Source organism: Kitasatospora sp. NPDC101157 (assembly GCF_044768255.1).
In the GTDB taxonomy this organism is placed as follows: Bacteria; Actinomycetota; Actinomycetes; order Streptomycetales; family Streptomycetaceae; genus Kitasatospora.
Map to the genome: position 1 here is coordinate 67,941 of NZ_JBIWPL010000003.1, position 22,846 is coordinate 90,786.

General features: G+C 72.6%; 20 protein-coding genes, 1 tRNA gene, 1 pseudogene and 1 riboswitch. Of the genes and pseudogenes, 12 read left to right on the top strand and 10 right to left on the bottom strand.

Annotation, left to right across the window (positions count from 1 at the left end; all coding sequences use genetic code 11):
- Positions 1 to 67 precede the first annotated feature (67 nt).
- From ACIRVF_RS06875 to ACIRVF_RS06900, 6 genes are all read right to left on the bottom strand, one after another.
- Positions 68 to 877: an ABC transporter ATP-binding protein gene (locus tag ACIRVF_RS06875; RefSeq protein WP_402814771.1), complete on the bottom strand. Its 810-nt coding sequence runs from the start codon at positions 875 to 877 to the stop codon at positions 68 to 70.
- Positions 870 to 1,811 (bottom strand): ABC transporter permease, encoded by a 942-nt coding sequence (locus ACIRVF_RS06880; protein WP_402814774.1) that lies wholly within the window; start codon positions 1,809 to 1,811, stop codon positions 870 to 872. Before ACIRVF_RS06880 ends, ACIRVF_RS06875 begins: the two co-directional genes overlap by 8 nt.
- A gap of 140 nt (positions 1,812 to 1,951) precedes the next feature.
- Complete coding sequence (locus tag ACIRVF_RS06885) at positions 1,952 to 2,854, bottom strand: glycosyltransferase family 2 protein (RefSeq protein WP_402814777.1); 903 nt, start codon at positions 2,852 to 2,854, stop codon at positions 1,952 to 1,954.
- Positions 2,851 to 3,588: a CDP-alcohol phosphatidyltransferase family protein gene (locus ACIRVF_RS06890; RefSeq protein ID WP_402815746.1), complete on the bottom strand. Its 738-nt coding sequence runs from the start codon at positions 3,586 to 3,588 to the stop codon at positions 2,851 to 2,853. Before ACIRVF_RS06890 ends, ACIRVF_RS06885 begins: the two co-directional genes overlap by 4 nt.
- Positions 3,589 to 3,679: 91 nt before the next feature.
- Positions 3,680 to 4,741: an iron-containing alcohol dehydrogenase family protein gene (locus ACIRVF_RS06895; RefSeq protein WP_402814779.1), complete on the bottom strand. Its 1,062-nt coding sequence runs from the start codon at positions 4,739 to 4,741 to the stop codon at positions 3,680 to 3,682.
- The gene (locus ACIRVF_RS06900) at positions 4,729 to 5,484 is read right to left on the bottom strand and encodes a sugar phosphate nucleotidyltransferase (protein ID WP_402814781.1); all 756 of its coding nucleotides are present in this window, start codon (positions 5,482 to 5,484) and stop codon (positions 4,729 to 4,731) included. The genes ACIRVF_RS06895 and ACIRVF_RS06900 overlap by 13 nt, the downstream gene beginning before the upstream one ends.
- Before the next feature lie 487 nt (positions 5,485 to 5,971).
- Between ACIRVF_RS06900 and idi the strand changes: the two genes are divergently transcribed.
- A complete protein-coding gene (gene idi / locus ACIRVF_RS06905) occupies positions 5,972 to 6,619 on the top strand; it encodes an isopentenyl-diphosphate Delta-isomerase (protein WP_402814786.1) in 648 nt (215 codons plus the stop codon).
- Positions 6,620 to 6,828: 209 nt separating this feature from the next.
- Here idi and ACIRVF_RS06910 read toward each other — a convergent pair whose 3' ends face one another.
- On the bottom strand, positions 6,829 to 7,386 hold the full coding sequence (locus ACIRVF_RS06910; RefSeq protein ID WP_402814789.1) for an ATP-binding protein: 558 nt from the start codon (positions 7,384 to 7,386) through the stop codon (positions 6,829 to 6,831).
- Positions 7,387 to 7,742: 356 nt separating this feature from the next.
- On the opposite strand from ACIRVF_RS06910, the gene ACIRVF_RS06915 reads away from it, so the two are divergent.
- Positions 7,743 to 7,827: transfer RNA gene (locus ACIRVF_RS06915), tRNA-Leu, on the top strand.
- Between the two features lie 297 nt (positions 7,828 to 8,124).
- Positions 8,125 to 9,792: an APC family permease gene (locus tag ACIRVF_RS06920; RefSeq protein WP_402814792.1), complete on the top strand. Its 1,668-nt coding sequence runs from the start codon at positions 8,125 to 8,127 to the stop codon at positions 9,790 to 9,792.
- A gap of 212 nt (positions 9,793 to 10,004) precedes the next feature.
- On the opposite strand, the gene ACIRVF_RS06925 is transcribed toward ACIRVF_RS06920, so the two are convergent.
- Complete coding sequence (locus ACIRVF_RS06925; RefSeq protein ID WP_402814795.1) at positions 10,005 to 10,979, bottom strand: class I SAM-dependent methyltransferase; 975 nt, start codon at positions 10,977 to 10,979, stop codon at positions 10,005 to 10,007.
- A gap of 387 nt (positions 10,980 to 11,366) precedes the next feature.
- On the opposite strand from ACIRVF_RS06925, the gene ACIRVF_RS06930 reads away from it, so the two are divergent.
- Complete coding sequence (locus tag ACIRVF_RS06930; RefSeq protein WP_402814798.1) at positions 11,367 to 11,897, top strand: DUF6624 domain-containing protein; 531 nt, start codon at positions 11,367 to 11,369, stop codon at positions 11,895 to 11,897.
- A 102-nt stretch (positions 11,898 to 11,999) separates the two neighbouring features.
- Positions 12,000 to 13,427, top strand: a complete 1,428-nt coding sequence (locus ACIRVF_RS06935) for an aldehyde dehydrogenase family protein (protein WP_402814800.1) — start codon at positions 12,000 to 12,002, stop codon at positions 13,425 to 13,427.
- Between the two features lie 45 nt (positions 13,428 to 13,472).
- Here the strand turns inward: ACIRVF_RS06935 and ACIRVF_RS06940 are convergent, their stop codons facing one another.
- Positions 13,473 to 14,948 (bottom strand): glycine hydroxymethyltransferase, encoded by a 1,476-nt coding sequence (locus ACIRVF_RS06940; protein ID WP_402814803.1) that lies wholly within the window; start codon positions 14,946 to 14,948, stop codon positions 13,473 to 13,475.
- A gap of 20 nt (positions 14,949 to 14,968) precedes the next feature.
- Positions 14,969 to 15,064: riboswitch (ZMP/ZTP riboswitch) on the bottom strand.
- Positions 15,065 to 15,600: 536 nt separating this feature from the next.
- On the opposite strand from ACIRVF_RS06940, the pseudogene ACIRVF_RS06945 reads away from it, so the two are divergent.
- From ACIRVF_RS06945 to ACIRVF_RS06955, 3 genes and pseudogenes are all read left to right on the top strand, one after another.
- Positions 15,601 to 16,122, top strand: a pseudogene (locus tag ACIRVF_RS06945) (ABC transporter permease); the annotation flags it as partial.
- 50 nt (positions 16,123 to 16,172) lie between these two features.
- Positions 16,173 to 17,375 carry a dipeptide ABC transporter ATP-binding protein gene (locus ACIRVF_RS06950; protein WP_402814806.1) on the top strand — a complete coding sequence of 401 codons (1,203 nt, stop codon included), beginning with the start codon at positions 16,173 to 16,175 and terminating at the stop codon, positions 17,373 to 17,375.
- A 379-nt stretch (positions 17,376 to 17,754) separates the two neighbouring features.
- Positions 17,755 to 18,318 carry an EF-hand domain-containing protein gene (locus ACIRVF_RS06955; RefSeq protein WP_402814809.1) on the top strand — a complete coding sequence of 188 codons (564 nt, stop codon included), beginning with the start codon at positions 17,755 to 17,757 and terminating at the stop codon, positions 18,316 to 18,318.
- A gap of 77 nt (positions 18,319 to 18,395) precedes the next feature.
- On the opposite strand, the gene ACIRVF_RS06960 is transcribed toward ACIRVF_RS06955, so the two are convergent.
- Positions 18,396 to 19,427, bottom strand: coding sequence for an EamA family transporter (locus ACIRVF_RS06960; protein ID WP_402814812.1), 1,032 nt, complete (start codon positions 19,425 to 19,427; stop codon positions 18,396 to 18,398).
- Between the two features lie 133 nt (positions 19,428 to 19,560).
- Between ACIRVF_RS06960 and ACIRVF_RS06965 the strand changes: the two genes are divergently transcribed.
- From ACIRVF_RS06965 to ACIRVF_RS06980, 4 genes are all read left to right on the top strand, one after another.
- Complete coding sequence (locus ACIRVF_RS06965; RefSeq protein WP_402814814.1) at positions 19,561 to 20,004, top strand: gamma-glutamylcyclotransferase family protein; 444 nt, start codon at positions 19,561 to 19,563, stop codon at positions 20,002 to 20,004.
- 76 nt (positions 20,005 to 20,080) lie between these two features.
- On the top strand, positions 20,081 to 21,319 hold the full coding sequence (gene cbiE, locus ACIRVF_RS06970; protein WP_402814817.1) for a precorrin-6y C5,15-methyltransferase (decarboxylating) subunit CbiE: 1,239 nt from the start codon (positions 20,081 to 20,083) through the stop codon (positions 21,317 to 21,319).
- On the top strand, positions 21,316 to 22,077 hold the full coding sequence (gene cobM / locus ACIRVF_RS06975; RefSeq protein WP_402814820.1) for a precorrin-4 C(11)-methyltransferase: 762 nt from the start codon (positions 21,316 to 21,318) through the stop codon (positions 22,075 to 22,077). The genes cbiE and cobM overlap by 4 nt, the downstream gene beginning before the upstream one ends.
- Complete coding sequence (locus ACIRVF_RS06980) at positions 22,074 to 22,829, top strand: cobalt-precorrin-6A reductase (RefSeq protein ID WP_402814823.1); 756 nt, start codon at positions 22,074 to 22,076, stop codon at positions 22,827 to 22,829. The genes cobM and ACIRVF_RS06980 overlap by 4 nt, the downstream gene beginning before the upstream one ends.
- The last annotated feature ends 17 nt before the right edge of the window (positions 22,830 to 22,846 follow it).

Sequence of the window (22,846 nt, forward strand, 5' to 3'; positions counted from 1 at the left end):
CGAAGGGCCGGCTCCGGAGTCTTCCGGGGCCGGCCCTCAGGAGCCAGGGCTTTTCCGAGGCGGACGGCTACGGGCGCTCGCCGCGCTCGTAGCGGCCGACGACCTCGTCGGTCGGGCCGTCCATGACCAGCTCGCCCGCCTCGATCCAGATGGTCCGCTCGCAGACCTCGCGGATCGAGTTGTTGTCGTGGCTGACCAGGAAGACCGTACCGGCGGAGCCGCGCAGCTCGTCGATGCGCCTCTTGCTGCGCTGCTGGAAGGCCTGGTCACCGGTGGCCAGCGCCTCGTCGATCAGCAGCACGTCGTGGGTCTTGGCGGCGGCGATCGAGAAGCGCAGCCGGGCGCCCATGCCGGAGGAGTAGGTGCGCATCGGCAGCGAGATGAAGTCGCCCTTGTCGTTGATCCCGGAGAAGTCGACGATCTCCTGGTAGCGCGCCTTCACCTGGGCGGGGGTCATGCCCATCGCCAGGCAGCCCAGGATGACGTTGCGCTCACCGGTGAGCTCGTTCATCAGGGCCGCGTTGACGCCCAGCAGCGAGGGCTGGCCGTTGGTGTAGATGCCGCCCTTCTCGGTCGGCAGCAGGCCCGCGATGGCGGCCAGCATGGTCGACTTGCCGGAGCCGTTGGAGCCGATCAGGCCGATCGCCTCGCCCTTGTACGCGGTGAAGCTGATGCCCTTCACCGCGTGCACCTCGCGCACGCCGGCGCCGCGCTTGCGGCTGAGGATGCGGCTCAGCGCCGACGTGGCGCTGCCCTTGCCGGAGCCGGCGCCGTGCACCCGGTAGACGATGTGGACGTCGTCGACGACGACGGTGGGCTCGCGGGCCACGTCCACGGTCGGGACGGCGTCGCGCTTGCTCAGGTCGGTGTCAGCCACGGCCGTACTCCTCCTCGGCCTTCCAGAAGAAGACGTATCCGATGACGAACATGCCGACGCCCCAGGCCAGACCGTACGTCCACTGGTGCGGCGGGATGGTCTGGTGCGCGGCCTGGTGCTTGTTGTAGATGATCGGCGCGAAGGCGTGCCGGAGCAGGTCCATGTAGACCGAGGCCGGGTTGAGGGCCATGATCGTCTGGATGTAGTGCGGCCAGCCGGAGATCTTGTCCTGGATGCTGAACATCACGCCGGACAGGAACATCCAGGCGCGCATCACGAACGGGATCAGCTGCGAGATGTCGCTGGTCTTGGAACCGATCCGGGCGAAGATCAGCGAGACGCCGGTGTTGAACAGGGTCTGCAGGAACAGCGCCGGGATGATCAGCAGCCAGGTCTTGCCGGGCGTGATGCCGGCCGCCAGCACGGTGATGACCAGCACGACCATCGAGATCAGCAGCTGCTGGAGCTGGATCACGGTGAAGGCGATCGGCAGGCTGGCGCGCGGGAAGTGCAGCGCGCGGATCAGGCCGAGGTTGTCCGAGATCGCCCGGGTGCCGGACTGCACCGCGTTCTGGGTGAACTGGAAGATGAAGACGCCGATGCAGAGCCAGGCGATGTAGGTGTTCGGCGGGAAGTTGTCCTTGCTCTTCAGGATCACGCCGAAGACCAGGTAGAACACACCGCAGTTGAGCAGCGGGGTCACGACCTGCCAGAGCTGGCCCAGCTTCGCGTCGGTGTACTGCGCCACCAGGCGGGCGGTGGCGAAGGCCCAGACGAAGTGGCGTCGGGCCCAGAGCTGCTTGGTGTAGGAGAACAGGCTCGGCCGGGCACCGCTCACCGACAGACCGTACTTGTCCGCAAGCTGCTTGGGGGTCAGGCCCGCGTCCGCCCCCCGGGGGGCTGAGAGGCTGACGGGTTCACTCACTGTCGACACATTCGTCCTTCACGCGGGATCGGTCGGGGCGGCCGGTCGGCGGGGGTCCGCCGGCCTTGCGCCGATGGGGATCCACTGGGATCACGGGGGTTGCGGCCGGTGTGTGGTCACCGGCCGCGACGATCGATCACTCGATCCAATCAGATGATCGGAGGTCGGCCCATCCTGGTCAGTCGCCAGACGGTCCGCCATCGCATGGGCTTGCGCGGGCCGCAGGGTTCGCGGAAGCCCGCCCGGAATCCGCCCATCCAGGCCTTCAGCCCCTCCGCGGAGGGACGTCGGGCCAGGGTCAGCAGAAACCAGGTTCCCAGATAGAGAGGCACCAACGGGGCCGGAAGGTTCCGCCTCGCGAGCCAGACCCTGTTACGGGCCACGTTGTGGAAGTAGGCGGCGTGCCGGGCCGGCGACGTGGCGGGGTGGTGCAGCACCACGTCCGCCCGGTAGTCGATGGCCCAGCCGGCGTCCAGGGCGCGCCACGCGAGGTCGGTCTCCTCGTGGGCGTAGAAGAACTCGGCGGGCAGCTGCCCGGCCTGCTCGAACACCTTGCAGCGCACGGCGCTGGCGCCGCCCAGGAAAGTGGTCACCCGGGAGGAGCGCATCGGGTCGCTGGCGCGCAGCCGGGGGACGTGCCGGCGCTGGGTGACGCCGGTGTCCGGGTCCTCGATCCGGAAGGACACGATGCCCAGCTCCGGATCGGCGGTGAAGGCCTCGCGCAGCAGGCGGGCCGAGTCGGTGCGGGGCAGCAGGCCGTCGTCGTCCAGGAAGAGGACGGCGTCCACCTCCCGGCCGTCCGGCCCGAACAGCTCGATGCCGACGTTGCGCCCGCCCGGGATGCCGAGGTTCTCCGGCAGCTCGACGGTGCGCACGCCCTCGGCCAGCGGGGGCAGCTCGACGCCCTGGCCGACCACGGCCAGCTCGACCGCCGGGCCCTCCTGGGCGCGGACGGACTCGATCAGGGCGTTGAGCTCGGCGGGCCGGTTGCCCATGGTGATGATGACGACGCCGAGGCGGAAGGTGTCCGCGGTGGTGGTGGTAGTGGTCATCGGAGCCTGCTCGAAAGGACGATGCTCAGCAGGTGCAGGACGGTCTGCAGCATGGCGATGGCCGCCAGCACCACGACCGCGAGCCGGGTGAGGAACAGCCCGCCGTGCACGGCGTCGCCGATCCCGGCCGCCAGGATGAACAGCGAGGCCTCGACCGCGCCGACCAGGCGGTGGAACTTCAGGAAGGAGGCCGCCCGGCGGGCCCTGGCCACCGAGGAGGAGCGCGGCACGGAGGCGCTGTCCTCGACCGCCGTCATGCCGCTGCGGGCCCGTGCCACGTCCACCAGGTCCGTCTCGGACTTGATCAGGATCGCGCCGAGCGCGGCCAGCGTGCCCAGGAACGCCCACTCCCAGTGGGAGCCGTGGCCCTCGCGGTGCAGCAGGTCGGTGGCGCGCAGGCCGAGCCCGGTCAGCAGCGCCGCCTCGGACATGTAGTGGCCGACCCGGTCCAGGTAGACGCCGGTGAGCGAGGTCTGCCGGCGCCAGCGGGCCACCTCGCCGTCCACGCAGTCCAGCAGCAGGTAGACCTGGATCAGCAGGGCGCCCAGGACCGCGCCGGTGATGCCCGGCACGACCAGCGCGGCACCGGCCAGGATGCCGGTGAACATCATCAGGTAGGTCAGGCCGTTGGGCGTGATCGCCGTCATGGTGGACAGCACGCGGGTGATCCGCAGCGAGATCTTCCGCATGTACAGACGCCCGGCCCAGTGCTCGGCGCTGCGGCGCTGGAGCATGCCCTCCGGGTGGATCACCGCGCGCAGTTCCTCGATCGAGGGCCGGCGGGTCAGGTCCACCGGGGGCCGCACGGCGCCCGCGGTGGAGGGGTCAGCTGTTGACGGCTTGGACATAGTCGGCGTACGCGTCCCTGATTGCGGAAGGGGAGAGGTCGAGGTGTTCCAGGATGGTGTAGCGGCCCGGGCGGGTGTTCGGAGCGTAGTGCACCGCTTCGGTGAACTCTGCTTCGGTGAAGCCGATTTGAGCTGCGGTCACCGGCAGTCCGTGACGCGCCAGGCGCTCCACGATCAGGCCGGTCAGCTCGCGCTCGCCCCGCAGGAAGCTGGCGAACGCGGCGCCGAGGCCCACCTGTTCGCCGTGCTGGGCGGAACGCTTGGGGTACATCACGTCCAGGGCATGGCAGATCTCGTGGCAGGCACCCGACGAGGGCCGGGAACTGCCCGCGATGTTCATCGCGATGCCGGACAGTACCAGGGCTTCCGCGAGGGCCGTCAGCAGGTCCTGGTCCTGGGTGCTCCCCGGGTGCCGCAGCAGGTTCTCGCCCGCCGAGCGGGCCATCGCCACGGCCAGTCCGTCCACCGGTTCGCCGGTGACGGCGTGGGACAGCTCCCAGTCCGCGCAGGCCGAGATGTTGGAGACCACGTCGCCGATCCCGGCCGCCACGAAGCGCTGCGGGGCCTGCCGGATCACGTCCAGGTCGACGATGATGCCGATCGGGCTGGGCACCCCGTAGGAGCCCCGGCCGGCGTCGTTGTCGAGGGTGGAGACCGGCGAGCAGATGCCGTCGTGGGCCAGGTTGGTGGCGACCGCGACCACCGGCAGGCCGACCCGGGCCGCGGCGTACTTGGCGGCGTCGATGATCTTGCCGCCGCCGAGGCCGACGACCGCGTCGTAGTGCTTGCCGCGCATCTCCTCGGCGAAGCGCACCGCGCTGTCGAGGCTGCCGTCGTCCACGTGGTACCAGTCGGCGCCGGGCAGGGCCGGCTCCAGGCGCTCGCGCATCGCGGCGCCGGAGCCGTTGCTGATCGCCACGGCGATCCGGCCCGACGCCGACAGCCGCTGGTCCGCCAGGATGCCGCCGAGCGCGTCCAGCGCGCCCGGGCGGATCTCGGCGAACAGCGGCGACGGGACCAGTCGGGTCAGTACCGGCACGCGATCTCCCGCGCCTTCGCCAGGTCGTCGTGGTTGTCGACCTCGACCCAGGACACCTCGCCGATCGGCTGGACGTCGATCCGCAGGCCCCGGTCGACCATCTCCTGGTAGCCGTCCTCGTAGTACAGCTGCGGGTCGCGCTCGTAGGTGGCGCGCAGCGCGTCGGTCAGGTCGGCGGCAGCGGCGGGGTTGATCACGGTGACGCCGATGTACTCGCCGGTCGCGTCGGCCGGGTCCATCAGCTTGGTGATCCGGCGCATGCCGGCGGCCGGGTCGACGACGACCTTCATCTCCTCGTCGGCGAGCTTCTTCACCGTGTCGAGGGCGAGCAGGATGCCCGGGGCGCGGCCGGCCTCGGCGAGCTGCCGGTTGCCCTCCAGCATGGTGCGCTGCACCGAGGCCGGGTGGACGGTGTCGCCGTTGGCCAGCAGCAGGCCCTCGGAGAACAGCTCGCGGGCGCACCAGAGCGAGTAGGCGTTGTTCCACTCCTCGGCCTTGTCGTTCTCGACCAGGTGGAGCTTGACGCCGTACTTGCTCTCCAGGGCGTCCTTGCGGTCGTACACCGCTTCCTTGCGGTAGCCGACGACTATCGCCGCCTCGCGCAGGCCGACCTCGGCGAAGTTGCCGAGGGTGAGGTCCAGGACGGTCCGCTCCCCGTCGACCGGCACCAGCGCCTTGGGCAGGGTGTCGGTGTACGGGCGCAGCCGGCGGCCGGCGCCGGCTGCCAGAACGAGGCCGATCATGCGGGGTCTCCTGATCCGTCGTGCGTCGTGCGGTGCGCGCGGTATGTGCCGACGGGCGCGGCAGCGCTGTATCGCCCCGGAGCGGCCTTCGGCCGGGTCCGGTGGCGGCGCGCCGGACCGGCACAGATCCGGGCAGCGTGTCGTAAGCGATGGTAGGCGACCGGGACCACCCTCCCGAACGCGGCCGGAGGCGGTGAGGTGACGGCGGGGTGGAGGAGCCGTGATCGAACGGGATGGGAACGGATATCGAACTGGTCTGCGGGTCGAATGACCCTTCCGGGGACTTCCCGGGCCCGTCTCTGCCCGGATCCGGGCGCCCCCGGGTCATGATCCGTCCGGTTGTGCGTGGGACCCGTCCCGACCGCCACCCATACGGCAGACTGGAGCCCGACGCCGGCGCCGGTGCCCCCACTGTGTCCCGTGCCTTCCACCCGGTGCACGGGACGCACCCGATGCTTCCGTTGCTCCCGCCCCCGAAAGAGGCCCCATGCCCCAGAGTCTGCCGACCGACCCGACGCACTTCGCCGCCGAGATCGACACCGGTCTCGACGTCGAGACCGACGTGACGGTCGACCCACGGGCCTCCGCCGCCGCGGGCGCCGAGATCCTGCTGGAACTGGTCGACGACGAGGGCGTCACGATCGGCACCGCCGAGAAGCACTGGGCCCACCAGCAGCCGGGCCGGCTGCACCGGGCCTTCTCGGTGTTCCTCTTCGACCGCCAGGGCCGGCTGCTGCTCCAGCGCCGGGCGCTCGGCAAGTACCACTCCCCCGGCGTCTGGTCGAACACCTGCTGCGGGCACCCGTACCCGGACGAGCCGCCGTTCGTCGCCGCCGCCCGGCGCACCGGCGAGGAACTGGGCGTCGCGCCGGCGCTGCTCTGCGAGGCGGGGACGGTCCGCTACGACCTGCCGGACGAGGCCTCCGGGCTGATCGAGCGGGAATGGAACCACCTGTTCGTGGGGCTGGTGACCGCGCCGGTCGAGCCGGCCCCGGAGGAGGTGGACGACTTCGCCTTCGTGACCGCGCAGGAGCTGCGCGAGCTGCGGGCGGAGCGGCCCTTCTCGGTCTGGTTCGAGACGGTCTTCGAGGCGGCGCTGCCGGGGATCCGGGAGATCGCCGGGCGGGACTGGTAGCAGCCCGCGCGCCTGCGCGTGGGCGGCCGTCCTTCCGGGGGCGGCCGTCCTCGTGTCCGGGGCAGCCGCCCTCGGGTTCGGGACGGGCGGTGTCGTTTCCGGGGCAGCCGTCCTCGGGTTCGGGACGGGCGGCGTCGTGTCCGGGTGGGGCGGTGTCGTGTTCCGGCGGGCCGCCTCGGCGCGGGCCGCCCCCTTCGCGGGGCCGGGCTTCAGCGCGCGGGCTCCGGGGGCACGGGGAGCGAGGCCCAGATGACCTTGCCGCCCTCCCCCGTGCGTTCGACGTCGCACACCCCGCCGGCCTGCAGGGTGACGCTCTTCACCAGCAGCAGGCCGCGCCCGCCGGTGCGGCCGGTGTCGCTCTCCAGCGCCTTCGGCCGGTACGGGTCGCCGTCCTCGACCGAGACCCGCACCCAGCCGCGGCGCACCGACAGCTCCGTCGTCACCTCGGGCGACAGCTCGGCCGCGTGCCGCACCGCGTTGCCGACCAGTTCGGAGACGATCAGCAGCACGTCGTCCACCAGCTCCTGGTAGCGCACCCCGGTCATGCCCTGGGCCAGCAGGCGGTCGCGCACCGCATGGCGGGTGCGCGGCACGGAGGCCTCGACGGCGGGCACCCGGAAGCGCCACACGCCGTCGGCGGGGCCCTCGGCGGCCTGCCGCCGCTCCGACCGGCCGCCGGGTCTCGGCTCGGCCTTCGCCGACCCGCTGATCTGCTCCACGTCCAGCCGCCCTTCGTCCGCGACCCGCGAATCAGGCGATCCGCTCATGGCGCCCTCGGTCCACAGAGGCTAGGAGAGCGGTCGGCGCGGCCGGGCCACCGTCGACAAGTTGCCCGTGTCGGATCGGTTCCGATCGAGATCGATCGCGGGTGGGGTCGGAACCGATCGTTTGCTTCGCGCTCGCCACCGCTTCGGCCGGGGTTCGAGCGCCCTCACGAAGCGTCCCAGCCAGTCCTGCCAGGCCCGGCGTCCCCGCCGGGGCCTGGCGGGGGGCCACCAGGGCGGGGCGGCGGCACGGCCCGCGGGGCCCGGGCGAGGAAACGCAGGTGAGAAGCACTCCAGAACCCTGGTAATGTTCTCTCTGTCGCCGAGGGGGCGAGAAAAACCCCCGGAGCACACACCCCGTCCGGGTGGCGGAATGGCAGACGCGCTAGCTTGAGGTGCTAGTGCCCTTTATCGGGCGTGGGGGTTCAAGTCCCCCCTCGGACACAGTCGAAATTCCCCGTGGAATCCGAAAGGAAGCCACGGGGAATTTCCTTTTTTCGGCCCGAGCTCGGCTCCCACCCGTGATCAACTGCCGTCCGGCGGTGTGGTGTTGGTCTCGCTGAGCGGGTCCGGCCGTCCGGAAGCCGGACACGAGATGGCAACGATCGGGCAGTTTGAGCTTCCTCTGAGGTATTCGCCCCTTTTCGAACCATAGGCTGCTGGGGTTTGTCCGGAATACCGACCCAAAACCGTAAAAGCACCGACACCATCCGCTGAACCCCGAGCGAGAGGACCGATACGTTGAGTGAGCCCGCTTCGTCGACGGCATCACACCAGAACTACCGCCGATCGCTCGGGACGATCAGCCTGACAGCGGTCGGCCTGGGTTCGATCATCGGATCCGGCTGGCTGTTCGGTGCCGAGCGGGCGGCCAAGCTGGCCGGCCCCGCCTCGATCCTCGCCTGGGTGATCGGCGCCGCCGTGGCGCTGACCATCGCCCTCACGTACAGCGAGCTGGGGTCGATGTTCCCCAAGGCCGGCGGCATGGTCCGGTACGGCCAGTACTCGCACGGTTCGCTGGCCGGCTACCTGGCCGCCTGGGCCAACTGGATCGCCATCGTCTCGGTCATCCCGGGTGAGGCCACCGCGTCCGTCCAGTACATGAGCTCCTGGCACTTCGGCTGGGCCAAGGGGCTGTACGACGGCAAGGAGCTCACCGTCAGCGGTGTGGCGCTCGCCAGCGTGCTGCTCGTCGTGTACTTCGCCCTCAACTGGTTCGCGATCACGCTGTTCGCCAAGACCAACACGGCTATCACCGTGTTCAAGGTCGTCGTGCCGACGCTGACCGCCGGTGCGCTGCTCCTCGCGCACTTCGACACCTCGCACTTCACCGACCAGGGCGGCTTCGCGCCGAACGGCTGGAGCGCGGTCTTCACCGCCGTCGCCGTCTCCGGCATCGTCTGGGCCTTCAACGGCTTCCAGTCCCCGCTCAACATGGCCGGCGAGGCCCGCAACCCGGGCAGGTCGCTGCCGAAGGCCGTCATCGGCTCGATCCTGATCGCCCTGGTGATCTACGTCGCGCTGCAGATCGCCTTCATCGGCGCCATCCCGGCCGCCGACCTGTCGAAGGGCTGGAGCAGCCTCTCCTACACCTCGCCGCTGGCCGACCTCGCGATCGCCTGGGGCATCAACTGGCTCGCGCTGCTGCTCTACGCGGACGCCTTCGTCTCGCCGTCCGGCACCGGCATGATCTACGCCGCCACCACCTCGCGCATGATCCACGGCGTGCAGGAGAACGGCCACCTGCCGAAGATCTTCGGCAAGGTCGACGCCAAGACCGGCATCCCGCGTCCGGCGCTGCTGCTGAACCTGCTGGTCGCCTTCCTGTTCCTCGCGGTCTTCCGCGGCTGGGGCTCGCTGGCCGAGATCGTCTCGGTGGCCACCGTGATCTCGTACATCACCGGCCCGGTCGCCGTGATGTCGCTGCGCCGCCTCGCCCCGGACCTGAAGCGTCCGGTCCGGCTCAAGGCCATGCCGGTGATCGCGCCGGTCGCGATGGTGTTCGGTTCGCTCGTCCTGTACTGGGCCCGCTGGCCGCTCACCGGCAAGGTCATCCTGCTGATGGCCGCCGGTCTGCCGATCTGGGCCTTCTACGAGCTGCGCAAGCCGTTCGCCGAACTCAAGCCGCACCTGAAGGCGGGCGCCTGGATGGTCGCCTACCTGTTCGTGATGGCCGGGATCTCCTGGGCCGGCAGCACCGACTTCGGTGGCCACGGCTACCTGCCGGAGGGCTGGGACCTGCTGATCGTGGCCGCGATCGGGCTGGCGTTCTACTACTGGGGCGTCGCCAGCTCCTGGGCGAACCCCTCGCTGGCCGAGGTGCGCCGTGAGCTGGCGGTCGAGGCCGAGGCCGAGGCGTCGGGCGACGCTTCGGGGGCCGCCGGGGCTTCGGAGCCCTCGCGGGTCTGAGCGGGTACTCGCTTTCGAAGGGCCGGTCGGGTTTCCGACCGGCCCTTCGGCGTTGGCGGGGAGGGACAGGGTTCAGCTGACAGAGTCTGAAATCTGTTCGCTGATATCTGTCAGCTGTTATCTGTCATTTGTCAGCTGTTCGCCGGCATCCGGTCACGGACGGCTGTTCGCGACCGGCGGTCGGCTGTTCGCCGACGGCATCCGCGGGCCGGTCAGCCGCGGCGGGCGCGGCGGATGGCCGAGGTGACGACCGGCGGGAGGAGGTCCTTCGCCGCGCGCTTGGCGACGTTGACCGGGCGGCGCGCCTCAGCGGCGCGGGCGCGGCGGGCGGCGAGGTCGAGCGCCGCCTCGTCCTGGGCCACGCGGAGCTCGTCGCGGGACACCGACGGCTCGACGGCGGGGCGCCGCTGGTGGCGGGAGGCGCGGAACGGCCGGATGCCCTCCGAGCTGCCGGTCATCCGCAGCAGCTGCCGACCGTTCAGGGTCTCCGTGCTGAGGTCGCAGCCGGACGCGAGGCCCAGCCGGTCGAGCAGGTCGCGCTGGAACGGCTCCGGGTCACCCCAGGTGCCGTAGAACTTGCACTCGGTGAGCATGATCGGCTTGAGACCGTGGTTGAACACCGCCTCCCAGGTCGCGGCCGCGACGCCGGGGGTGTGCTGGGCCCGGTAGTCGTCCAGCACAACGACGCCCTGGTCCTGCAGCGCGATCCGGGCCACCTGGAGGTCGCCCACCACGTGCTCGTAGAGGTGCGAGGCGTCGATGTGGATGAAGCGGTAGGCGTCGGCCGGGATCCGTCCGCCGGCCAGCGCGGAGGTCGGGGCCTGGATGATGTCCGGCAGCTTGTCGTGGAAGGACAGGTAGTTGGCCTCGAAGGCCGACCGGGTCAGCGTCTTCCGGTAGGAGATGTCCATCTCGCTGGAGTTCTCCGCGTCCGGCGCGTCCGAGTCGAAGAGGTCGCAGACGGTGAAGGTCTCGCCGGGCTGGAGGTGTTCGCCGATCACGATCGCGCTGCGGCCGAGGTAGGCGCCCATCTCCAGCAGGTCGCCGGTCACGCCCCACTCGGTCTGCCGGTCGAGGAACCATTCGAAGGAGTGGCGGTCGTGGTCCCAGAACCAGCCCGGGACGTCCTCCAACACGGCCGGTTCGCCGGGCTGCTGCGCTTCGCCCTGCATCGCGGTGTCGGTCACGGGATGCTCCTTAGCGGTACGGATGACCTGAGGGTGCTGAGCCACATCTCGGCGCGGTGGCAGCCTGCTCGGCCTCGGCGACGCCCGGGCAACCCGGCCGCACGCGAGTCGCCCCCACTGACAGTAGGCCCCACCACGGAGTTCGCTGCAATCTACAGCGGGTACCCGGGCGATGAGGAGGGCTCTGGGCTGCCGATTTGCCGACCTGCGGAACCCGGGCCTTCGCAACCGGAGGTGAACACGGTCTGGCGGATGGGCTACGTCCAATTGTTCCCCGACCAACCACCCGTTGTCACCGGCCTCATGGACGATCTTGGTCGCAATTTCCGCTCCTACCGTGGTGGCGGGCGCCCGAACGACGGGACCTGACGCACGGAGGAGACCGACATGGCAGAAGCACAGCGTGACCGGACGACTGCACAGGAACAGCCGCCGGCCGCCGAGTTGGTGGCGATGATGGCCGAGGACAACGCGACCGCACCGCTGGCGCACAGCGCCGACCTGGCCGAACAGGCCGTCTGGCGACGGCTCACCGCCCGGCACGGGGACCGGCTTGCGGAGATCATGGCGGAGCACGGCTGGCCCACCGAGCAGGTCCACGGCCCCGACGCCGCCCGGGCGGCCTGGCTCATCGCCCAGCACGCGGACCGTCAACTGGACTTCCAGCGCCGGGCGGTGGAGCTGATGGCGGAGGCGGTGGCGGCCGGCGCGGCGAGCGCCCGGGACCTGGCCTTCCTCCAGGACCGGCTGGCCGTCAACGAAGGACGCGAGCAGCGCTACGGCACCCAGATCGGTGCGGTGACGGACGGTCGCCCGGTGCCGTGGCCGTGCGAGGACCCGGACCGGCTGGACGAACGCCGCGCGCAGGTGGGGATCGAACCGTTCGACGAGTACACCGCGCGGTTCGCCCCGCGGTAACCGGCCGCTCCGCACCGCGGGACCGGCTCTTGCGCGCGGCCCGTCCGGCCGCTTTGACTGAGGCCCTATCGCTGTTGATCAATGCGGCTGAGAGGACGACCTGTGCAGGAGTACACGGCGTACGGCGACCAGTACATCGACGGCGCCTGGCGGCCCTCCGGGGACTCCGGGTCCATCACCGTGCTGAACCCGGCCACCGAGCGGGTGCTCGCCACCGTACCGGCGGGCGGGACGGCCGATGTCGACGCCGCGGTGGCGGCGGCCCGCCGGGCTGCCGCCGGCTGGGCGGCCTCCACCCGCGAGGAGCGGCTCGCGCTGCTGACCCGGCTGCGGGACGGGATCGCCGGCGCCCAGGCGGAGATCACCTCGACCGTGGTCGCCGAACTGGGCGCCCCGGTCGGCTTCGCCGGGGCGGTGCACGCCGGGCTGCCGCTGACCGTGGCGACCTCCTACCTGAGCCTGCTGGCCGAGTACCCCTTCGAGGAGCGGATCGGCAACTCGGTGGTGCTCGCCGAACCGGCCGGGGTGGTCGCGGCGATCACGCCGTGGAACTACCCGTTGCACCAGATCACGGCCAAGGTCGTGCCGGCCCTGGCGGCCGGCTGCCCGGTGGTGCTGAAGCCGGCCGAGGACACCCCGCTGGTGGCCCGGCTGTTCGCCCGGCTGGTGCACGAAGCGGGGTTCCCGGCCGGGGTGTTCAACCTGGTGACCGGCACCGGCGCGGTGGCGGGCGCGGCACTCGCCGCCCACCCGGAGGTGGACGTGGTGTCGTTCACCGGCTCCACCGCGGTCGGCCGGCGGGTCGCCGAGACGGCCGGGCGCGGGCTGAAGCGGGTCGCCCTGGAGCTGGGCGGCAAGTCCGCCAACGTGGTGCTGCCGGGCGCCGACCTGACCCGTGCCGTGAACGTGAACGTCGCCAACGTCTTCGCCAACTCGGGCCAGACGTGCAGCGCCTGGACCAGGCTGCTGGTGCACCGGGACCAGTACGACGAGGCGGTCGCGCTCGCCGCCAAGGCCGCCGAGAAGTACGTCCCGGGCGACCCGACCGACCCGCAGACCCGGATCGGTCCGCTGGTCAACGCGGAGCAACTGGCCCGGGTGCGCGGCTACCTGGAGGGCGCGCTCGCCGAGGGCGCCCGGCTGGTGGCCGGCGGCCCGGAGCCGCTGCCCGAGCTCCCCACCGGCTTCTACGTCCGCCCGACCGTCCTCGCCGACGTCACCCCGGACATGACGGTAGCCCAGGAGGAGGTCTTCGGCCCGGTGCTGGCCGTCCTCCCCTACCGGGACGAGGACCACGCGGTCGAGTTGGCCAACGGCACGGCCTACGGCCTGGCGGGCGGCGTCTGGGCCGCGAACACGGACACCGCCGCCGCCTTCGCCCGCCGGCTCGACACCGGCCAGGTCGACCTCAACGGCGGACGCTTCAACCCGCTGGCCCCGTTCGGCGGTTACAAGGCCTCCGGGCTCGGCCGCGAACTGGGCCGGCACGGGCTGGAGGAGTTCCTGCAGTACAAGTCGCTGCAGTACTAGCCGGGTCGGCCCGGGCCGGCCGAGGCCGACCCGGGCCTGCCCGGGTCAGGCCAGGTCGACGCCCGGGTAGAGCGGGAAGGGCGCGAGCAGGTCGGCGGCGCGCTTGGCGATGCCGTCGCGCAGGGACTCGTCGAGGGCGTAGTTCGCCTTGGAGGGCGCCCCGTTGGCGGTGGTGGTGGGGGTGGTGCCGCGCAGGACGGTGTCGATCAGGGCGGCGATCTCGTCCATCTCGGCGGTACCCAGGCCACGGGTGGTGAGCGCCGGGGTGCCGAGCCGGACGCCCGAGGTGTACCAGGCGCCGTTCGGGTCCTGCGGGACGGAGTTGCGGTTGGTGACGATGCCCGAGTCGAGCAGTGCCGCCTCGGCCTGACGCCCCGTCAGGCCGTAGCCGGAGACGTCGGCGAGCACCAGGTGGTTGTCGGTGCCGCCGGTGACCAGCTTGCCACCGCGGCGCAGCAGGCCCTCGGCGAGCGCCTGGGCGTTGTCGACCACGGCGCGGGCGTAGGACCGGAACTCGGGGCGGCGGGCCTCGGCGAGGGCGACGGCCTTGGCGGCCATGACGTGGGAGAGCGGGCCGCCGAGCACCAACGGGCAACCGCGGTCGACGTGTTCGGCGAGCTCGGCGTTGCTGAGCACCATGCCGCCGCGCGGGCCGCGCAGCGACTTGTGGGTGGTGGTGGTGACGATGTGGGCGTGCGGCACCGGGTCGTGGTCGCCGGTCAGCACCTTGCCCGCGACCAGGCCGGCGAAGTGCGCCATGTCGACCATGAGGGTCGCGCCCACCTCGTCGGCGATCTCGCGCATCTTGCGGAAGTTCACCAGCCGCGGGTAGGCGGAGTAGCCGGCCACCAGGATCAGCGGGCGGAACTCGCGGGCGGTCTCGCGCAGCGCGTCGTAGTCGATCAGGCCGGTCTCCGGGTCGGTGCCGTAGCTGCGCTGCTCGAACATCTTGCCCGAGATGTTGGGCCGGAAGCCGTGGGTGAGGTGGCCGCCGGTGTCCAGGGACATGCCCAGCATGCGCTGGTTGCCGAGCTCCTGGCGCAGCCGGGCCCAGTCCTGCTCGGTGAGGTCGTTGACGTTGCGCACCTGGGCGCGCTCCAGCGCCGGGCTCTCGACCCGCTGGGAGAGGACGGCCCAGAAGGCGGTGAGGTTGGCATCGATGCCCGAGTGCGGCTGGACGTAGGCGTGTTCGGCGCCGAACAGCTCGCGGGCGTGCTCGGCGGCGAGCGCCTCGACGGTGTCGACGTTGCGGCAGCCCGCGTAGAAGCGGCGGCCGACGGTGCCCTCGGCGTACTTGTCGCTGAACCAGTTGCCCATGGCGAGCAGGACGGCGGGGGAGGCGTAGTTCTCGCTGGCGATCAGCTTGAGCGAGGCGCGCTGGTCCTCCAGCTCCTGGCCGATGGCGGCGGCGATCCGCGGCTCGACGCCGGCGACGACGTCCAGGGCGCTGCGGAAGGCGGTGTCGGCGGCGGGACTCGCGGCGGTGTGCGGCTGGGCGGGGGTCTGCTGGGGCTGGGCCATGGCGGTCTCCTGGTGCGGATGCGGGCGGCCCAGGCGCTCGGCAACCGACGTGAGGATTCACGGGACCGCTTCCCGATGGTCGATTCCATCCCTACGCGCCAGTCGCGGTCCACCGGGATCGTACCAACACCCCGCGGAGTGTGGCGGAGGTCTCAGAATGCGGGACGGCCCGCCCGGTTCGTCCGGACATGTCCGCTCTTCTGCGACGGTCGTGTTGCGGGGAAATGAAGCCGCCACAATTCCCGAAACAGTCCGGAAGGAATTCCCCAGGAGCGCCTTCCAGGTGATTTGCGGAACCCCGGACGCATCCGATCTGATGTCACTCGAACGGTCACCGGGAAACCCCCGGCAGCCCGATCTGAAATGCCCACCAGCGCCCCTCACCCACAGGGCGGCGGAGAATTCGGGGAGTAAGCCTGTCATGACAGCGGTCGACACACTCGCAGTCACCGGCACGGCCTCCCGGCCCGCCGCCCCGAACCTGCTGCGCCGGGTGCTGCGCGACCGGGTCGGCGCCGCGGCGCTCGCCGTCGTCCTGCTGTTCCTGGTGCTCGCCCTGGCCGCACCCCTGATCGCCGCCCTGTACGGGAGGAACCCGGTCGAGCACTACGGCCAGAACGCTCCTCGCCTGCTCAGCGACGGTGGCCTGCCGATGCTGCCGAACGGCGGGATCTCCGGCGAGTTCTGGTTCGGCCTGGAGCCCGGCCTCGGCCGGGACGTGCTGACCCAGCTGCTGTACGGCATCCGCACCTCGTTGCTGATCGCCCTCGCCTCGGCGGCCGTGACGACCGCGCTCGGCGTGCCGGCCGGGGTCGCGGTCGGCTATCTGGGCGGAATCACGGACCGGCTGTTCGGATTTCTGGCCAATGTGCTGCTGGCTTTCCCGACGCTGCTCCTGCTGCTCGCGCTCAGCCCGGTGATCCAGTCCCGGCTGGTCGATCCGGGCACCGCGGAACCGGAGTGGATGCAGTTCCTGATGCTGGTCCTGGTTTTCTCCGCGTTCGGCTGGATTCCGCTCGCGCTTTCCCTGCGAGCCAGTGTGCGCTCGCTCCGGGAAAGGGATTTCGTGCAGTCCGCGCGGGCGCAGGGAGCGGGCCGGTTCCACGTCGTCGTCCACGAACTGCTGCCGAACCTCCGCTCCCAGCTGCTGGTGCACGCCACCATGGCGGTGCCGACCTTCGTCGCCTCCGAGGCCGCGCTGTCCTTCCTCGGCGTCGGTGTCACGTGGGTGAGTCGGGCTCCGGGAAGTCCACCGTCGGGCTGGCCGTCCTCGGCCTGCACGACCCCCGCACCACCACCGTCAGCGGCTCGATCCGGCTGGGGGGGCAGGAGTTGGTCGGCGCCGGGGAGCCGGTGCTGCGCGGGGTGCGGGGCGGCCGGGCCGCGCTGGTCTTCCAGGACGCGCTCACCTCGCTCAGCCCCTTCCACGGCGTCGGCGCCCAACTCGCCGAGACGTACCGACTGCACCACCCGGGGGCCGGGCGCGCCGAGGCCCGCCGGCGTGCGGCCGCGATGCTCGACCGGGTCGGCATCCCGTCCGCCCGGCTGCGCGACCACCCGCACCGGTTCTCCGGCGGGATGCGGCAGCGCGTGATGATCGCGATGGCGCTGATGAACGACCCCCAGCTGCTGATCGCGGACGAGCCCACCACCGCGCTGGACGCCCGGGTCCAGCGGCAAGTGCTGGACCTGTTGGGCGAGTTGCAGCGCGAGAACGGCACGGCGGTGCTGCTGGTCAGCCACGACCTGGGCGTGGTCGCGGGGACGACGGACCGCACGCTGGTGCTGCGCGACGGCACCGAGGTGGAGTCCGCGCCGACCGGCGAGCTGCTGGCCGCGCCGCGCGCCCCGTACACCCGGGCGCTGGTGGGGGCGGCGCTGCGGCTGGACTCCGCCCTGGGCAGCGCACTGCCGACACGCCGGGAGGTCCAGCTGGTGTTCCAGGACCCGTACGCCTCGCTCAACCCGCGCCGCACCGTCGCCCAGACCATCGACACCCCGCTGCGGCTGCACACCGCGCTGGACGCGGCGCGGCGGCGGGAGCGCTCGGCGGAGCTGCTGGAGCAGGTCGGGCTGTCCGCCGGGCACCTGGACCGCTACCCGCACGAGTTCTCCGGCGGTCAGCGCCAGCGGATCGGCATCGCCCGGGCACTGGCGCCCGAGCCGCGCCTGATCATCGCCGACGAGCCGGTCTCGGCGCTCGACGTGTCGGTGCAGGCGCAGGTGCTCAACCTGCTGATGGAGCTGCGCGAACGGCTCGGGGTGGCCTTCCTGTTCGTCTCGCACGACCTCGCGGTGGTCCGGCACTTCTGCGACCGGGTGGCGGTGATGCACCGGGGGCGGCTGGTCGAGTCGGCCGACCGGGAGCGGTTGTTCGGTGCGCCGCACACCGAGTACACCCGGGAGCTGCTGGCGGCGGCGCGCTGAGGCCGGTGCTACGGGCCGGAGGGGCCGGCGCCCCGGGCCGGAGCGCCGGTGAGGACGGCTGGCGCTGTCCCGGGCGGGGCGGTCATGGTCGGACCGCCGTGCGGGTGCTGTCGTCAGGCCGCGCTCGACGGCTTCCCGGATCGGGGCGTCATCCCTCGAACGGGGCCCGGAGTCGCGCACCGTGCCGGTGCGGGAGCTGCTGCCGGCCTCGTACGTCCGGGCCGGTCACAAGGTGGACCGAGCGCGCAGCCGTGCGCCGCCGTTCGCCCTTCGTTCGGCTGCGCGAGCACGGCTCCAGGCGTTAGCGTGCTGGCGACGTGACGTCGCTCAACGTGCCGCGGCCCTCCCGAGCCGCGGGATCGCCACCAGAGGGGGCACATTGTCGGACGACCTGCTCATCGCAAAGATCAATCACGGTTTCGATCACCTCGACGCCGACGGGGACGGACTGCTCACCGAGCGGGACCACGTGCTGATGGGCCACTCGGTGGCCCGCTCGCTCGGCCACCAGGAGGGCTCGGAGGCGGAGGCCCTGATCGTCCGCGCCTACCTGACCGTCTGGCACGACCTCCACCTCGCCGGGAAGCCCGCCGGGACGGAGGCGATCACCCGCGAGCAGTTCGTCGCCTCGACCGGCGCGCTCGCCGACGACCCGGAGGCCGCCCGGGAGATCCTCGGCGCCCTGGCCGAGGCCTTCCTCACCGTCGCCGACGCCGACCGCAGTGGAACGGTGGACGCCGGCGAGTTCTTCGTGTTCCAGCGCGGCCACTTCGCCGGGCTCTGCCGCGACGACGCCGACGAGGCGTTCCGCCACCTCGACCTGGACGGGGACGGGACGCTGTCGGCGGCCGAGTTCACCAGCGCGATCATCGAGTACTGGACCAGCCGCGACCCGGACGCGCCGGGCAACTGGTGGACGGGGAAGCCGCCCCACGCGCTCTGACCCCCACCCTCAACCGCACGGGCCCAGCCCAGGGGCCCAACCGCGCGGGCTCGCCCCACGGGCTTCCGCCGATCCGTTCAGGACCGGCGGAGGCCCTTCGACGGCCTCCCCGACGGGCTCCCTGACGGGCTCCCCGACCGCCGGCTGACGCTGACCACCAGACAGACGCCGACCACCACGATCGCCCCGCCCGCCAGCGTCGGGCCGGTCAGCGGCTCGGCCAGGATCAGCCAGCCCAGCAGCACCGCGACCACCGGGTTGACGTACGCGTAGGTGCCGGCCAGGGTCAGCGGCGCCGACTGCAGCAACCAGGCGTACGCGGTGAAGGCCAGCAACGAGCCGAACAGCACCAGGTAGGCGAGGGCCAGCCAGGACCGGCCCGAGACGGCCCCGAGGTCCAGCCCGTGCTGCTCGCCCCGGGCCAGCCCGATCAGCACGTTGCACAGGCCGCCCGCCAGCATCTGGTAGGCGCTCGCGGCGAGCACGTTGCCCGGCATCGGGATCTTCTTGCTCGCGAAGGAGCCGGCCGCCCAGGCCAGCGTGGCGCAGATGATCAGGACCACGCCGATCGGCTCGACCGACCCGCCGATCGCGGGGGCGGACAGCACCCCGAGGCCGACCAGGCCCAGCAGCACCCCGGCCAGTTCGGCGCGCTTGGGGCGCTCACCGCCGCCGACGGCCGTCAGCACGACCATCCACAGCGGGACGGCGGCCACCAACAGGGCGGCCAGCCCGGACGGGACGGAGGTCTCGCCGAGCACCACCAGCCCGTTGCCGCCGGTCAGCAGCAACAGCCCGACCAGGGCGGCCGAGGCCAGCTGACGCCCCCTCACCCGCAGACCGGCCGGGCCCTGGCGGACCAGCAGGTAGCCGGCCAGCAGCAGGCCCGCGGTCAGGAAGCGGGCGGCCGCCGAGAAGAACGAGGGCATCGTCTCGACCGCGATCCGGATCGCGAGGTAGGTCGAGCCCCAGACCACGTAGACCACCGCGAGGGCGATCCAGACGGCGCCGGAGAGCCGGGTGGGGGTGGGGGCGGAGGAAGTCGAAGGGGTGGCGGTGGTGGCGCTGCCGGGCGTCGTCGCCGGTGGTGGGGAGGCGGGCGATGTCATGGGTGTCCCCCTGGGACGGTGCTGGCTGAACACCCGACATGACAGCGCATCGGCGGCCCACCGCGCCAGTGGGTATCACGGATCGGTCAGCGGAACGTAGCGTGGGCGCTCCCCCCGCGAGGAGGTCCAACCCGTGTTTGCGTCCGAGCAGAACCCACCGGTCGAGGCGGCCCTGCCGTTCTTCGTGTACGGCACCCTGCGCAGCGGCGGCCGCAACCACGCCCTCCACCTGGCCGGACGCTGCGCCGGGATCCTGCCCGCGGTGCTGGACGGCGCCGCCCTGCACGACGGCCCCGGCTACCCGTACGCCGTGCCGGACGCGACGCCCGGGCGCCGGATCCTGGGTGAGCTGGTCATCGTGCGCCCGGGCGCGTACGCCGGAGTGCTCGCCGACCTGGACCGGCTGGAGGACTGCCGGCCGGACGGGACGGGGCTGTACCTGCGACGCCGCACGACGGTCCGGACGGCGGCGGGCGAGCGGCGCGAGGCCTGGGTGTACCTCGCCGGTCCGGCGGCCGCGGCACGGCTGCGCGCACGGCCGGCGCTGATCGCCTCGGGGGACTGGACGGACAGGTGAGGGCGGCCGGTTCCGGCCCGGATACCGCCAGGTAGGCTGCCCCGGCCAGCAGGAACGAACGACGAGGAGCCACCCGGTGCCCGAGCAGCCACCTCCGATCACCGTCGTCGGGATCGGGGCCGACGGCTGGTCCGGCCTCGCCGCCGGCTCGCGGGCCGCGCTGCGCTCCGCCGAGGTGGTCGTCGGCGGCCCCCGGCAGTTGGAGCTGCTCCCCCACGACGAGGTCGCCGCCGAGCGCGTCGCCTGGCCGTCCCCGCTGCGCCCGGCCGTCCCCGGGCTGCTCGCCGACCACGCGGGGCGCCGCCTCGCCGTCCTGGCCAGCGGCGACCCGATGTTCTTCGGCATCGGCCGCACCCTCGCCGAGACCGTCGGCGCCGAACGGCTGCGCGTGCTGCCGCACCCGTCCTCCGTCTCCTACGCCTGCGCCCGGCTCGGCTGGCCGCTGGAGGCCGCCGAGGTGGTCAGCCTGGTCGGCCGCCCGCTGGACACCCTCACGCCCGCCCTCAATCCCGGGCGCCGCCTGCTGGTGCTCAGCGCCGACGCCGCCACCCCGGCCGCCGTCGCCGCGCTGCTCACCGAGCGTGGCTTCGGGTCCGCCCGACTGCACGTGCTGGAGCAGCTCGGCTCCCCCGCCGAGCGCCGCCTCGACGGCCGCGCCGACGACTGGCCGCACCCGCCCGGCGACCCGCTGAACCTCATCGCCGTCGAACTCGGCGACGGCCCGCGCGGCTCCGTCGTCCCCGGCCTGCCCGACGCCGCGTACGAGAGCGACGGCCAGCTCACCAAGCGGCACGTGCGCGCCGCCACCCTGGCCGTCCTCGCCCCGTCGCCCGGCGAACTGCTCTGGGACGTCGGCGGCGGATCCGGCTCGATCGCCGTCGAGTGGCTGCGCGCCCACCGGGACTGCCGGGCGGTCAGCATCGAGCGCGATCCCGTCCGGGCCGGGCGGATCGCCCGCAACGCCGCCGCGCTGGGCGTGCCCCGGCTCCGGGTGGTGACCGGCCCCGCCCCCGCCGCGCTCGCCGAACTGCCCACTCCCGACGCCGTGTTCATCGGTGGCGGCCTCACCGCGCCCGGCCTGCTGGACAGTTGCTGGGCCGCGCTGCGCCCCGGCGGGCGGCTGGTCGCCAACACCGTGACGCTGGAGTCCGAGGCGCTGCTCACCGAGTGGTACCGGCGCCACGGCGGGGAGCTGGTCAAGCTGGCCGTCGCCCACGCCGTCCCGGTGGGCGGCTTCACCGGTTGGCGGCAGGCCATGCCGGTCACCCAGTGGTCCGCCGTCAAGCCCAACACCCCCCAGGAGGACGCCTCGTGACCGTCTACTTCATCGGAGCAGGCCCGGGCGCCGCCGACCTGATCACCCTGCGCGGCCAGCGCGTCCTGGCCCGCGCCGAGGTCTGCCTCTACGCCGGCAGCCTCGTCCCGCGCGAGCTGCTGGAGGAGTGCCCGCCCGGCGCCCGGCTGATCGACACCGCCCAGCTCAACCTGGACCAGATCACCGCCGAGCTGGTCGCCGCGCACCGGGCGGGCCGGGACGTGGCCCGGCTGCACTCCGGCGACCCGTCGGTCTTCTCCGCCGTCGCCGAGCAGATGCGCCGCCTGGACGCGGCCGGCGTCCCGTACGAGGTCGTCCCCGGGGTGCCCGCCTTCGCCGCCGCCGCTGCCGCGCTGAAGCGGGAGCTGACGGTGCCGACCGTCGGCCAGACCGTCATCCTGACCCGGATCGCCAAGCGGGCCACCCCGATGCCCGAAGGCGAGGATCTCGCCACCCTCGGCCGCAGCGGCGCCCTGCTGGTGCTGCACCTGGCCGCCGGGTACGTGGACGACCTGGTCGAGCAGCTGCTCCCGCACTACGGCGCGGACTGCCCGGCCGCCGTGGTCGCGATGGCCAGCCGCCCCGACGAGCTGGTGCTGCGCGGCACGCTCGCCGACATCGCCGGGCAGGTCAAGGAGGCGGGCGTGGTGCGCACCGCCGTCATCATCGTCGGCCGTACGCTCGCCGCAGAGCAGTTCCGCGACAGCCACCTCTACTCGGCGGACCGCGAGCGCCCGCACGAGCCCTGCGGCGCATGACCGGGCAGGCCCCGGCCCACGTCCTGATCCTCGGCGGGACGACGGAGGGGCGGGCGCTGGCCGCCGCGCTGGACGGCCGCCCGTCCCTGCGGGTCACCAGCTCGCTGGCCGGGCGCGTCGCCCGCCCCCGGCTGCCCGCCGGGCAGGTGCGGATCGGCGGTTTCGGCGGCCCGGACGGCCTGGCCGCCTGGCTGCGCGGCGAAGGGGTCACCGCCGTGGTGGACGCCACCCATCCCTTCGCCGCCGGGATGTCCCGCAACGCCGCTCTGGCGGCCGCCGCCACCGGGGTGCCGCTGCTGGTGCTGCGCCGCCCCGGCTTCGCGTCCGTCCCCGGGGACCGCTGGCACCTCGCGCCCTCGCTCGCGGCCGCCGCCGAGCTGCTGCCCGGCCTCGGACGGCGGGTCTTCCTCAGCTCCGGCCGCCAGGGCATCGGCGCCTTCGCCCACCTGGAGGGAATGCACTTCCTCGCCCGCTCGGTGGACCCGCCGGAGCCGCCGCTGCCGTCCTCGCTCGAAGTCCTGCTGGACCGCGGCCCGTTCACCCTCGACGGCGAACGGGCGCTGCTGCGCGACCACCGGATCGACGTGCTCGTCACCAAGGACAGCGGGGGCGAGGCGACCGCGCCCAAGCTCACCGCGGCGCGCGAACTCGGCCTGCCCGTGGTCGTGGTGGAACGCCCGCCGGTGCCGGAGGGCGTACCGGTCGCGGCGGACGTGGCGGGCGCGGTGCGATGGCTGGAGCGTAGGGCCTGAGTCCAGGGGCGCGTCCG

Excerpts from the sequence above, each read along its gene's own strand:
- ACIRVF_RS06940 (WP_402814803.1), bottom strand. The coding sequence starts at position 14,948 with ATGGCCCAGCCCCAGCAGACCCCCGCCCAGCCGCACACCGCCGCGAGT.
- ACIRVF_RS06960 (WP_402814812.1), bottom strand. The coding sequence starts at position 19,427 with ATGACATCGCCCGCCTCCCCACCACCGGCGACGACGCCCGGCAGCGCC.
- idi (WP_402814786.1), top strand. The coding sequence starts at position 5,972 with ATGCCCCAGAGTCTGCCGACCGACCCGACGCACTTCGCCGCCGAGATC.
- ACIRVF_RS06885 (WP_402814777.1), bottom strand. The coding sequence starts at position 2,854 with ATGACCACTACCACCACCACCGCGGACACCTTCCGCCTCGGCGTCGTC.
- ACIRVF_RS06930 (WP_402814798.1), top strand. The coding sequence starts at position 11,367 with ATGGCAGAAGCACAGCGTGACCGGACGACTGCACAGGAACAGCCGCCG.
- ACIRVF_RS06900 (WP_402814781.1), bottom strand. The coding sequence starts at position 5,484 with ATGATCGGCCTCGTTCTGGCAGCCGGCGCCGGCCGCCGGCTGCGCCCG.
- ACIRVF_RS06910 (WP_402814789.1), bottom strand. The coding sequence starts at position 7,386 with ATGAGCGGATCGCCTGATTCGCGGGTCGCGGACGAAGGGCGGCTGGAC.
- ACIRVF_RS06980 (WP_402814823.1), top strand. The coding sequence starts at position 22,074 with ATGACCGGGCAGGCCCCGGCCCACGTCCTGATCCTCGGCGGGACGACG.
- ACIRVF_RS06890 (WP_402815746.1), bottom strand. The coding sequence starts at position 3,588 with ATGCTCCAGCGCCGCAGCGCCGAGCACTGGGCCGGGCGTCTGTACATG.